The 12,233-nt window shown below is 40.5% G+C and carries 12 protein-coding genes, 1 tRNA gene and 1 other RNA gene; 4 read left to right on the forward strand and 10 right to left on the reverse strand.

Translation table 11 applies throughout. The annotated features are described in order from the left end of the window. Positions 1 to 170: 170 nt before the first annotated feature. Genes ACPC58_RS06430 through ACPC58_RS06440 form a run of 3 tightly spaced genes read left to right on the forward strand, consistent with a single transcriptional unit; the run spans position 171 to position 2,045 of the window. Entirely contained in the window at positions 171 to 545 is a 375-nt protein-coding gene (locus ACPC58_RS06430; protein WP_172036622.1) for a GntR family transcriptional regulator, read from the forward strand. After that, entirely contained in the window at positions 538 to 1,263 is a 726-nt protein-coding gene (locus ACPC58_RS06435; protein WP_434065565.1) for an ABC transporter ATP-binding protein, read from the forward strand. Before ACPC58_RS06430 ends, ACPC58_RS06435 begins: the two co-directional genes overlap by 8 nt. Further along, positions 1,263 to 2,045 carry an ABC transporter permease gene (locus ACPC58_RS06440; protein WP_434065566.1) on the forward strand — a complete coding sequence of 261 codons (783 nt, stop codon included), beginning with the start codon at positions 1,263 to 1,265 and terminating at the stop codon, positions 2,043 to 2,045. Before ACPC58_RS06435 ends, ACPC58_RS06440 begins: the two co-directional genes overlap by 1 nt. An 18-nt stretch (positions 2,046 to 2,063) precedes the next feature. Here the strand turns inward: ACPC58_RS06440 and add are convergent, their stop codons facing one another. The 3 genes from add to ssrA form a co-directional block, all read right to left on the reverse strand. Further along, the gene (gene add / locus ACPC58_RS06445) at positions 2,064 to 3,110 is read right to left on the reverse strand and encodes an adenosine deaminase (protein ID WP_434065574.1); all 1,047 of its coding nucleotides are present in this window, start codon (positions 3,108 to 3,110) and stop codon (positions 2,064 to 2,066) included. Between the two features lie 145 nt (positions 3,111 to 3,255). Next, positions 3,256 to 3,343 (reverse strand) — tRNA-Ser (locus ACPC58_RS06450). Positions 3,344 to 3,345: 2 nt separating this feature from the next. Further along, positions 3,346 to 3,693, reverse strand: a transfer-messenger RNA (tmRNA) gene (ssrA, locus tag ACPC58_RS06455). 108 nt (positions 3,694 to 3,801) lie between these two features. Here ssrA and ACPC58_RS06460 point away from each other — a divergent pair. Further along, positions 3,802 to 4,395 (forward strand): TVP38/TMEM64 family protein, encoded by a 594-nt coding sequence (locus tag ACPC58_RS06460; RefSeq protein ID WP_434065567.1) that lies wholly within the window; start codon positions 3,802 to 3,804, stop codon positions 4,393 to 4,395. 57 nt (positions 4,396 to 4,452) lie between these two features. Here ACPC58_RS06460 and aguB read toward each other — a convergent pair whose 3' ends face one another. The 7 genes from aguB to ACPC58_RS06495 all read right to left on the reverse strand — a co-directional run bounded on the left by aguB (position 4,453) and on the right by ACPC58_RS06495 (position 12,027). Continuing rightward, on the reverse strand, positions 4,453 to 5,328 hold the full coding sequence (gene aguB / locus ACPC58_RS06465; RefSeq protein ID WP_434065568.1) for an N-carbamoylputrescine amidase: 876 nt from the start codon (positions 5,326 to 5,328) through the stop codon (positions 4,453 to 4,455). A 51-nt stretch (positions 5,329 to 5,379) separates the two neighbouring features. Then, on the reverse strand, positions 5,380 to 6,483 hold the full coding sequence (gene aguA / locus ACPC58_RS06470) for an agmatine deiminase (RefSeq protein ID WP_434065569.1): 1,104 nt from the start codon (positions 6,481 to 6,483) through the stop codon (positions 5,380 to 5,382). Beyond that, entirely contained in the window at positions 6,480 to 7,607 is a 1,128-nt protein-coding gene (gene nspC, locus ACPC58_RS06475; protein WP_434065570.1) for a carboxynorspermidine decarboxylase, read from the reverse strand. Before nspC ends, aguA begins: the two co-directional genes overlap by 4 nt. After that, positions 7,608 to 8,867: a saccharopine dehydrogenase family protein gene (locus ACPC58_RS06480; RefSeq protein ID WP_252531104.1), complete on the reverse strand. Its 1,260-nt coding sequence runs from the start codon at positions 8,865 to 8,867 to the stop codon at positions 7,608 to 7,610. Then, entirely contained in the window at positions 8,864 to 9,724 is an 861-nt protein-coding gene (gene speE / locus ACPC58_RS06485; RefSeq protein WP_172036629.1) for a polyamine aminopropyltransferase, read from the reverse strand. Before speE ends, ACPC58_RS06480 begins: the two co-directional genes overlap by 4 nt. A 2-nt stretch (positions 9,725 to 9,726) precedes the next feature. Continuing rightward, entirely contained in the window at positions 9,727 to 11,175 is a 1,449-nt protein-coding gene (locus ACPC58_RS06490) for an aminotransferase class I/II-fold pyridoxal phosphate-dependent enzyme (protein ID WP_434065571.1), read from the reverse strand. A 528-nt stretch (positions 11,176 to 11,703) separates the two neighbouring features. Further along, positions 11,704 to 12,027: a metal-sulfur cluster assembly factor gene (locus ACPC58_RS06495; protein WP_024392443.1), complete on the reverse strand. Its 324-nt coding sequence runs from the start codon at positions 12,025 to 12,027 to the stop codon at positions 11,704 to 11,706. Positions 12,028 to 12,233 lie beyond the last annotated feature (206 nt).

Genomic DNA, 12,233 nt, shown 5'->3' on the forward strand with positions numbered 1-12,233 from the left:
TTTACAACCTATCTTCACCTGATTTTCAATTCAAAATCATTCTAACCTCATATTTCTTGTCAAAAATACATCTTGATGAAACATTTCTCTTGCAGTCCAAGAAGTTTTTTTGTATTATGTATATAGAACAAAAATACAAACACAACCTAACCTATAGAAAGGCGCAAATCATGGCTTGGAAATTTGATAATAACATCCCAATATACATCCAGATAAGCAATACCATAAAATTGCAAATAGTAACAAACCAATTAAAATCAGGAGACAAACTTCCTACTGTCCGAGATTTAGCTGAGACTGCTGGTGTAAACCCCAACACAGTCCAACGAGCGTTGTCTGACCTTGAAACAGAAGGATTCGTTTACTCCGTTAGAACCACTGGCAGATATGTGACAGATAACGAAGAATTAATCCGACGAACTCGTCTCCAATTAGCACAGAATGAAGTAGATAATTTTGTTACAAATATGCTTGATTTAGGTTTCAAGCAAGACGAATTAGTTAAACAACTAGATGATTTCTTGAAGGGAGTTTCTTATGAATAATGCGTTTACACTGGTCGAGTTACAACAAGTTTCCAAGTCATATGGAGGTGCTGTCGCACTGAACAATGTTAACTTGAAATTACCAGCTGGAAAAATAATTGGCTTGTTAGGTCCAAATGGTTCAGGAAAAACAACTATGATTAAGATTATCAACGGCTTACTTCAACCTGAGTATGGTCAAGTTCTCATTAATGGGCTTACCCCCTCACCAGAAACAAAAGCTATCGTTTCCTATCTTCCAGATACAACCTATTTGGACGAACAAATGAAAGTAATTGAAGCTGTACATTTTTTTGCAGATTTTTACAAAGATTTTAATATGGAACGTGCCTGCACCCTCTTAGCGGAATTGCAAATTGATTTGAATAGTCGAATGAAACATCTCTCAAAAGGGAACAAAGAAAAAGTTCAATTGATATTAGTTATGAGTCGACAAGCGCAATTGTATGTATTAGATGAACCAATTGGCGGAGTTGATCCTGCAGCACGTGATTATATTTTACGTACAATTATCAATAATTATTCTCCAACGGCTTCCGTTATCATCTCTACTCATTTAATTGCTGATGTTGAACAAATATTAGATGAAGTCATTTTCCTACAGTACGGTAGTGTTATCCGACAAGGGAACGTAGATGATTTGAGAATTGAAACAGGAGAATCCATTGATTCACTCTTCCGTCAAGATTTTAAAGCAGAACATGTAAGGGGATTGTAATGTTTAAAAAACTATTAAAATATGAATTCAAATCCGTTGGAAAATGGTATTTAGGAATCTACTTGGGAGTCATTATTCTTTCAGTCGTATTAGGTTTTTGGATACAGGCTTTGGTATTAAAATCAACTACATCTGCTGTGAGTACTGCAAACGCAGAAATGTTCCTTTTCGGTACTTCATCAATGGTATTCGGTATTCTAATTGCAGCACTCTTTCTATCAACCTTCGTTCTGGTCATCAACCGTTTTAGAAGCAATATTTACGGAAGACAAGGATACTTAACCATGACCCTTCCAGTCAATAGTCACCAACTGATCCTTAGTAAACTAGTCGCCTCTTTAGTATGGTACTTCTTGGCAGGAATAACTGCTCTCCTAGCTATTGGAATAGTAATCAGTTTCGTACTTATGTCAACGAATGAATTATTAATTCCTGAACTGGAACACGTGTTTCAGCAAGTTGATATCGGTGTATTCATCGCATATGCTCTTAGTACATTGATTGAGAGTATAAGGGGAATACTACTTATCTACTTTTCTATTTCAGTTGGTCAACTATTTCGAGATCATCGATTACTATTTGCCATTTTAACTTACATCGGTATCAGTATTTTGTCAGGATCAATCAGTATGTTCTATTATATTAACCAAGGAGATGTATATGCAGATACCATTAGCTCTTTATATCCAAATCCGTTCTTTGTATTATTAAATATTGTTTTGGCCTTTGGGTATTACTTTGGTACCCATTATATCATGACCAAGAAGTTGAACCTACAATAATAAAAAGCTCTTTCCATGTCACTCGGACGTGGTATAGAGCTTTCTTTTTACAGGTAATTGTTGGTAGGCTAGCGAAAGAATGCGTAACAATTTTTCCTTTTCTTTCTCGCTAGCAAAACTTGCATGAATGGCGTGACGATTAAATTGATAAAAATCTTCTTTAGTTGTACCGAAATGTTCGACAAACAGTTGGTACTCTTTATTTAAGTTTGTATTTGAAACGGTTCGATTATCGGTATTGATTGTGATTTTTGCTCCCGCCTCTATCAGTTGAGAATAGGGAAAGCTTGCTAGTGATGAGGCAGCTCCAGTTTGGAGGTTTGATGTTAGACACATTTCGACCGTTGCTCCACTATGAATAAGTCCCTGAATAACCTTCGGGTTCTTATAGAGGGCGGTTCCGTGTCCAATCCTCTTAATACCAAGTGCCAGAGCATGAGCAACATTGGTCACACAGCCACATTCACCAGCATGAAATGTGATAGGGTAGCCCAAGGATTGTGTAAATTGGATAAGCTCTTCTAAATCCTCCGTTGGATATTCAGCCTCATTTCCTGCAAAATCAAAACCAACTAAGCCTTTAAGGGCCAAATCTGCAATGGCTGAAAAGATTTCTTTAGTCTGACTTGGATTGGTTTGTTTTAATCCACAGACCAATAATTTAGCCATTATATGAAAATCTTTCTGAGCGCGCTCTAATCCTGCCAAAACTGCTTCTACGGCCTCTAGGACAGTGAGACCTCCATCAGTTGATAACTCGGGGGCAAAACGAATCTCAATATACAAAATATTATCCATTGCAGCTTGTTGCACAACATCGTACGCAGCTAATTCGAGAGCCTCAGAAGTTTGTAATAGTGGACGAGTATAATCAAACTTTTTCAAATAGGTCATCAAACTATCCACCTTGCCATCAACACTGACTAACTGACGTAAATCACTATCTTCTTCTGGGAGAGAGAGATTAGCTAATTGAGCAAGTTTTCGAATAAGTGAAAGCGACAATGAACCATCTAGATGACAATGCAACTCGGTTTTGGCTAATTTCTGAACATTCAATAGTATTTACATCTCTTTCATAAGTATATTGTCACTTATCATACCACATTTTCCTTAAAAATCAAGTTGTATGTGCCTTAAAATGAACGTCATTGATGGAAAGACTCTTTTGAAAAATAAAAAAGAACGATTTTAAATCGTTCTTGCAATACGGAAGACATGGGATTCGAACCCACGCACGCTGTTACACGCCTACCGCGTTTCCAACACGGCCTCTTGAGCCTCTTGAGTAATCTTCCATATATGGAGTTGGTGGGAGTCGAACCCACGTCCAAACATCTGCTAACTTATTCGTCTACAACCATAGGTTATGTCTTACTTTAACTTGGACTCGATACATAACTCAAACCGAGTACAAGCGAGTCAGTAAATCTCTTTTGGAACAGCCTGACTCAATTCCAACGTAGCTTGTAAAATTAAGACCAATCAACAAACACAAGCAATTTGCGAATGGTCACGCTAGCAGGTTATTAAGCTGCTAATGCGTAAGAATTTGTATTTTTTGCAGTTATATTTAACTGGCATTTTTACATCTGCCGATGGGTTGCAGAACAAGCCTCATAATGCCTGTCGAATCCGTAACAACCCCGTGGGTTAGATACGAGAGTTATTATATCAGATTCTTGAATGAATTGCAAAGAGTATTTATTTATGTTCCTGAATTTTAATTACAAAAGAAATATGGTAGAATGAAATTATGTATAAATTCTTTCAAAAAGTTATACAAGTTCTAAGTGTGCTTGTATTGATCGGCACAGCTATATTCCTTTTTTGGCTTTACAAAATCGGAATATTAAATGATCAGAATGCATTATCCAATTTATTACAAAATCAAGGTGTCTATGGCAGCTTAACTTTCATAGGATTACAAATTATTCAAGTTGTTTTCCCTATCATTCCTGGTGGGGTAACAACTGTCGTTGGTTTCCTTGTCTTTAAATTTTGGTGGGGTTTCATCCTAAATTACATTGGAATAAATATTGGAAGTATTATTTTATTCTGGCTCGCTCGGAGATATGGTAAAAAATTCTGTCTCTTATTTATGAACGAAGATACGTTCGATAAATATGAAAAGAAAGTTGACAATAAGCGAGGTTATGAAATATTCTTCGTTTTCTGTATGTTATTCCCCTTCACTCCAGCCGATATTGTTGTGATGATTTCTGGACTGACAAGTATGAGCTATCGGAAGTTCATTTCGATTATCCTAATCTGTCGACCATTTTCTATCATTGCATACAGCTATTTTTGGATTTACTGTAGCTACTGGCTACATCATTTTTTGAAATAAAAAACTTGGTCCAATCAACCAAGTTTTTTTAGTATTTTGAAGAATTCTTTCTGCTTCTTATTCCGAAATACGTCGATACATATGAGGTCTGCGGTCTCTAAATAGTCCCCAATTCAAACGTTCACGCGCTCCCTTATCCAAATCATACACTGCAAGCAAGACAACTTCTTCCTCACGTCCCGCCTTTGTTAAAAGTTCTCCTGTCTCATCAGTCAAGAAAGAGGAACCATAGAAACATAAACTAGAAGACTGTCCACCATTTTCGTCAGATGGCTGGACTTCTTCCAAGCCAATACGGTTAGCTGCAATAACTGGTATGATATTGGCCGCAGCGTGCCCTTGCATGGTCCGTTGCCAATGTCCTTGGCTATCTGTATCCAAAATCGGCTCTGAGCCGATAGCTGTTGGGTAAAAAAGCAATTCTGCCCCATTTAGAGCCAAACAGCGAGCAGTTTCTGGAAACCATTGGTCCCAACAGATGCCAATACCAATCTTGGCATAGCGAGTTTCCCAGACCTTAAACCCAGTATTTCCCGGTGTGAAGTAAAACTTCTCCTGATAATAATGGTCGTCAGGAATATGAGTCTTACGGTAAACTCCCAAAACACTACCATCCGCATCAATAACCGCAATGGAATTATAGAGGCTATTTCCATCTTTTTCATAAAAAGAAATGGGTATAACCACCTGTAATTCTTTGGCAATGGGAATAAAGTGCTGAACAGCATCATTTTCCTCTACAGATTTAGCGTAGCTATAATAGTCATATTGGCGTTCTTGACAAAAATAAGGACGCTCAAAAAGTTCAGGCAGGAGAATAATCTGCGCTCCCTGACCAGCAGCCTGTCTGACCAAACGCTCTGCAGTCGCCAAATTTTCAGCTAAAATATGACTGCATTGCATTTGAACAGCAGCAACAGTAACATTTCTCATTTTTTTTGATCCTTTTCATAAATTCATGATGGGCAATTCAACGACGTCGTATCAGCGACATTTAGCACCATAAAGTGGGATTTGCTGGGTGATACAGTGAATATTTCCACCTCCTAGCAGGATGTCGCGGGCTGGTATGCCGACGACTTTTCTGATTGGAAAAAGCTGCGCTAGGAGATGCAGTGCATGAGCGTCATGCTCATCATCAAACTGAGGCACTAATACCGCACCGTTGCTGACGTAAAAATTCACATAGGAAGCTGCCAAGCGTTCGCCAGCAGTCCGTTCTTCTTCCCCTTCTTCATAGACATAGCCTGGCAAATCCTCTTCTGTTACTAGAATAGGATGTTTTGGAATAGGCAGTTTATGTACGGTAAACTTTCTGCCCTTAGCATCTACTTGCTCTTCCAAGTAGTCCAAATCAGCCTTGGACATGGCATATTGGGGGTCTGCCTCATCATCTGTCCAGGCTAAAACTATCTCAGCTGGACCAACAAAGGCCGCAACATTGTCCACATGTTCATTGGTTTCATCATTGAAAATTCCGTATGGAAGCCAGAGAACCTTTTCAGCACCTAGACTATCTAGAAGCACCTGCTCAATCTGGTCCTTGGTTAGATGAGGGTTGCGGCCTGGGCTTAGTAAACAGGATTCTGTCACCAAGATGGTTCCCTCACCGTCGCTATGGATGGCTCCGCCTTCTAGGACAAAGGGATGGGCATCGTGGACTGGCAGACCGATGGCTTGACTAAATCGACTAGCCACCTGATCATCTGACTCATAGTCCTGATAAAGACCATCATAGTTTCCGCCCCAAGCGTTAAAGGCCCAATCGACAGACAAAGCTCTGCCATTATCACTGACCAAAACCGTCGGACCTGTGTCACGCGCCCAAGCATCATTGGTGGGGATGTCCAGGTAGGTGATGTCAGGCCCCAACATGGATTGAGCCTCCTCACGGTGTGCCTCATCCACCAAGAGATATACCTGCTCGCTTTCAGCAATGGTTTTAATGACCTGGCTAAAGGCTTTTTTCGCCCCCTGACCATCAAAGGGCCAGGATCCTGGGCGAGTCGGCCACACCATGAGGGTACCATGATGGGGCTCATACTCAGCAGGCATGCGGTAGCCAGCCGCTTTTGGACTTTCTATCATGACAACCTCCCTTTGAAATCTTCATATCCAAAACTCTTAACAATTCGGCAGTCACCAGTCTTGTCCATCAAGACCAGACTTGGCAGACCAATGCCATTGAAGGTATTGTTTTTTACAAAGGAATAAATAGCCATATCTTCAAAGTAGAGCTTGTCGCCAATCTCCACAGGTTTTTCAAAGGAATAATCGCCAATGATGTCGCCCGTCAGGCAGGTATTGGAAGATAGTCTGTATGTATAGGTCTTTTCACCTGCCTCAAAGCCATGACGAAGCGGTGGGCGATAGGGCATTTCCAAGACATCAGGCATATGGCAGGTGGCTGATGCGTCTAACACTAGCGTTTCAATACCATTTTCAATGATATCTAAAACTTCTGTCACCAAATAACCCGCATTGAGGGCAATGGCTTCACCAGGCTCAATGTATACTTCTAATCCATAGGTTTCCTGCATGTGCTGGATAGAGGAAATCAGCAATTCTAGATCATAATCTTCTCTGGTCACATGATGGCCTCCGCCCATATTGAGCCATTTAATACGGTGTAGATAGGGACCGAATTTGGCCTCAACAGCATCCAAGGTCGTTTTCAAATCATCCGAATTTTGCTCACAGAGTGTATGGAAATGCAGACCATCCACCAAGTCCAGCAGGTCTTCTGAAAACTGGTCAATACGAACACCGAAGCGAGAACCTGCTGCGCAGGGATCATAGAGGGCATGGTCACCTTGGGTGGAGCACTCTGGATTAATACGCAGACCAACACTGACTCCAACTGCTCGGCATTTGTCCACGTGCTTGCGGAGTTGGCGCTCTGAGTTAAAGACGATATGGTCCGCAATCTCCAAAATCTCCTCCAAATCCGCATCCTTGAAGGCTGGAGCAAAGACATGGACTTCGCCCCCAAACTCCTCACGACCCAGCTTGGCTTCATAGAGGCCTGATGCAGTTGTTCCAGCTAGGTATTGGCTGATGAGCGGATAGGTGGCATACATGGAGAAGGCTTTTTGGGCCAAAAGGACCTTACAGCCTGTTCGATCTTGGACCGACTTGAGAATTTCTAAATTGTTGACCAGCTTAGCTTCATCAATGACATAAGCTGGTGTTGGGATTTGATCAATTCTCATCTAGTCCACCAAAACTGGATTTTCTACTACTTGCCAAGGCAATCCGTATTGATTGAGCAAGTCCATAAATGGATCTGGATCCAATTCTTCCAAGTTGTATACACCTGGTTTTTTCCAAGTTCCGTCCATGACAAGCTTGGTTCCAATCATAGCAGGAACACCAGTTGTGTAAGAAATAGCCTGTGAACCCACTTCCTTATAGCACTCTTGGTGGTCACATACGTTGTAGATGTAGATGGTCTTCTCCACACCGTCTTTGACCCCTGTGAAAATACAACCGATGTTAGTTTTCCCAACAGTACGTGGACCAAGGCTGGCTGGATCAGGTAAGAGGGCTTTGAGGAATTGGATAGGCACTACTTCTTGTCCATTAAAGTTGATTGGGTCAGTCCGCAAGAGACCAACATTTTCCAAGCATTTCATATGAGTCAAGTAGGATTGACCGAAAGTCATAAAGAAGCGAATCCGCTTCACACCTGGAATGTGTTTAGCTAGGGATTCAATTTCTTCATGGTGGAGAAGATACATGTCTTTCTGACCCACTTCTGGGAAATCATATTCTCGCTTGATAGACATGGCTTCAACTTCCACCCATTTGCCATTTTCCCAGTAGGAACCAGGTGCTGAAACCTCACGCAAGTTGATTTCAGGGTTAAAGTTGGTCGCAAATGGGTAACCATGGTCTCCCCCATTACAATCTAAGATATCTATATAGTGGATTTCATCGAAATAGTGTTTCAATGCGTAAGCAGAAAATACACTGGTCACACCTGGATCAAACCCGGATCCCAAAAGCGCTGTCAGCCCTGCTTTTTCAAAACGCTCCTTATAAGCCCACTGCCATGAGTAATCAAAGTAGGCTGTAAATCCTTCTTCTTCACAACGTTTTTCGTAAATAGCACGCCATTCAGGATTTTCAGTATCTTCACTTTCATAATTGGCTGTATCAATGTAGTCCACACCAGTCGCCAAACAAGCGTCCATAATGGTCAAATCTTGGTATGGGAGGGCAACGTTTAAAACGGCTTTTGGCTGGTAGCTTTCAATCAAGGCAATCACTTCTTCTACCTTGTCCGCATCCACTTGTGCAGTTTCGATTTTTACCGAAGTTTTTCCTTCTAAGGCAGCCTTCAAATCATCACACTTGGACTTGGTACGGCTGGCAATCATGACCTCCTTGAAAGTATCTTCTGCCTGACACACCTTGCTGATGGCAACCTGGGCTACGCCACCGCAACCAATGACTAATAAACGACTCATTTTCTTTTCTCCTCCTCTTCTAAAATGTCTTCTACATAGCGGGGCAAGAGAAATGCTCCCACATGAAGGTTAGCTGTATAATATTCTGTAAAAAGCTCGCGCGCTTTCCATTTTTCCTTATCATAATCTTCAATTGGATGGTATTTTTTAGAAGCAAATCCAAATAACCAATAACCTGCAGCTGAAGTTGGAATATGGGCTTGATAGACACGACTAATTGGAAATGATTGACTAGCCTTGCGATGCATGGAACGAAAAGCCGACTCATCCTCATCATAAAATGGCGAACCATGTTGGTAGACCATAATGCCATCTTCCTTCAAGGCCCTGTATGCATTACCGTAAAATTCCTTGGTAAACAACCCTTCCGTGTGTCCAAATGGATCTGTCGCATCATTGATGATAATGTCATATTCATTTTCACAATTGCGCAAGAACCGCAGGCTGTCCTGCAAATAAACCTCTACACGCTCATCTTCAAGTCCTGATGCATAGTCTGGGAAATACTGACGACACACTTCAACCAACAACTCATCTGGCTCTACTACATCAATGCGTTCGATTTCAGGATACATACTGAGAACTTGAGCAACTCCACCATCTCCACCACCTAAAATCAAGATTTTCTTAGGATTTGGATGAACTGCCATTGGTACATGTACTGCCATCTCATTGTAGACAAAGTCATCTGCATCCGAGAATAAAACACGACCATTAAGGGTTAATATTTTTCCAAAGGCTGGCGAGTCCAACACAGCTATATCTTGGTATTCGCTTTTTCCAGCATAAAGTTGTTGACTGGTGCGAATGGACAATTTTACATCAGGTGTTTGAACTTCTGAAAACCACATTTCCATGCCTATTTCTCCTTAATAACATTGATAAAATTAACATCTGGATCCTCTGTTCCTTGAACAGAACAGCCACGTTCCTTGGCAAAAATAATATAATCTACAATTTCTTGGGTCACTCGTTCACCTGGTGCCAAAAGCGGAATGCCAGGCGGGTAGCACATAACAAATTCCCCACAAACCTGTCCAACAGCATCTTGTAGCGAGAGACTGTCACGTTCTGCATAAAATGCTTGCTGAGGGGATAAGACCAATTGAGGCTGGATGTATTCCCCTGAAATTAAATCAGAACCATCACGTGAATACAAGCGCTTAATATCCGCTAAAGCACCCACCAACCGCTCAATATCTTGCAAACGGTCACCAATTGAAATATATGCCAAGATATTTCCAATATCACCAAATTCAATCTGAATATCGTATTCATCTCGCAGAAGATCGTAGACTTCGATACCAGTTAAGCCAATGCCTTGTGTGTAAATAGAAAGTTTCGTCACATCAAAATCAAACACAGACTGTCCATCAATCAATTCTTTTGAATAGGCATAATAACCACCAATTGCATTGATTTCTGTACGGGCATATTCAGCCATTTCAATGACTTTTTCAAAAGACTCTTTCCCACGGAGAGCTAGATTTCTCCTTGAAATATCTAAGCTAGACAAGAGTAAGTAAGATGCTGAGGTAGACTGAGTTAAGTTGATAATTTGACGAACATATTCAACATTCATTTCAGAACCTACCAACAAAAGGGAACTTTGTGTCAAACTACCACCTGATTTATGCATGGAAACAGCAGCCATATCGGCACCAGCAGCCATAGCGGATAAAGGAAGTTGATCAGAAAAATGCAAGTGAGCCCCATGAGCCTCATCTACTAGAACTTTCATACCAGCTTTATGGGCCATCTCAGTGAGAGTTTTAACATCTGAACAAATACCATAATAAGTTGGATTATTTATCAAAACTGCAACTGCATCTGGATGCTCAACAATCGCCCGTGCAAAAGCGTCGTTCTCCAGTCCAAGAGCAATTCCAATCCTTGGCTGAACGGTCATATCAACATAAACAGGAATAGCCCCACATAAAACCAAAGCATTCAAGGCAGATTTATGAACATTCCGAGGAAGGATAATTTTATCCCCTGCCTTACATGTTGCTAAAATCATGGTCTGGACAGAAGACGTAGTTCCTCCAACCATAAGAAAAGCATGACTGGCCCCAAAAGCTTCTGCTGCCAATTCTTCTGCTTCACGAATGATCGAAACAGGATGCCCTAAATTATCTAAGGGTTTCATGGAATTGACATCAATGCCAACACACTTTTCACCTAGAAGCTCAACAAGCTCTGCATTTCCGCGTCCCCGTTTATGACCCGGAACATCAAAAGGAACTATCCGTTTGCGTCTTAATTTAACCAATCCCTCATAAATAGGGGCCTGGTGTTGATTTTTCATGTAGAAAAACTCCTTTGCTTTTACTTATAGTACAACATCTTATCTTTGCCCTTTTTAAACATGTAAAAAGAGCAGGGTAAAATCCTGCTCTACAATCGTTATTGACGTTTTTTATTCTTCTCTTGAGTTTATGTGCCTACCGTTTCCTACTCTCCAGTGCAAATATATACGTACTTTATTGACCGTTTCACAAGATGACGTGTGCTTTCACCACACTAAAATTTGATGTAAGAATTAGGGTAAATCCTAAAATCAACTTATAAAATTTGAGCTTTTAACTCAATCAATAATGTGGCTTTCGCCACGCTTCGGCATTCGACCCGCCTGTCCGTAGGCTTTGGTTATGACAATTTTCTGTCCCATATAGGTCTGATATTTGCTAGAATAGGTATCGCTACTTTTCCTAGGCCTGTTTATTGTAACACGGAAATAGTCCTTTGACAAGTAGAATTTGTAATATTTTATTCAAAAACAACAAACATTCTTTAAAAAATGGTTTCGAACGTTCGAAACCATCACATATTTATATTACTTAATTCCTAATGCAATACGAGCATAACGACTCATTTTTTGAACAGTCCAAGCCGGTGACCAGACAAGTCTCACATCCACTTCAGTCACTTCTGGGACATCTTTTAAAACATCATGTATTTGATCTGTAATCAAATCAGCTAAGGGACAGCCCATTGTGGTCAAAGTCATATCAATTTCAGCTTTGCCATCAATAAAACGAATTTCATAAATTAGTCCTAGATTGATAATATCTATCCCTAGTTCAGGGTCAATCACATCTTCAAGAGCTTGAAAAATACGCTCCTGGATATCTTTAATTTGATCTTCTGTATACGCCATTTTTCAATCACTCTCTTTCTAATGTTAAAAATGCAATGAAATTTTACTTGTTAATTATCTTCCCAAAACTTGGCTATAATAGGAAAATAAATTATTCGTTCTTTATATCAAATAGTTAGCGGGGAATAGGACTGTTGGAGCTGTGCGGGGGTGGGAGTTTAAAAGGTCTGGGAGACCTTTTAAAGTTGGAGATATAAGCTGACGGC

Source organism: Streptococcus sp. VTCC 12905, assembly GCF_049893385.1.
Taxonomy (GTDB): domain Bacteria; phylum Bacillota; class Bacilli; order Lactobacillales; family Streptococcaceae; genus Streptococcus; species Streptococcus suis_AA.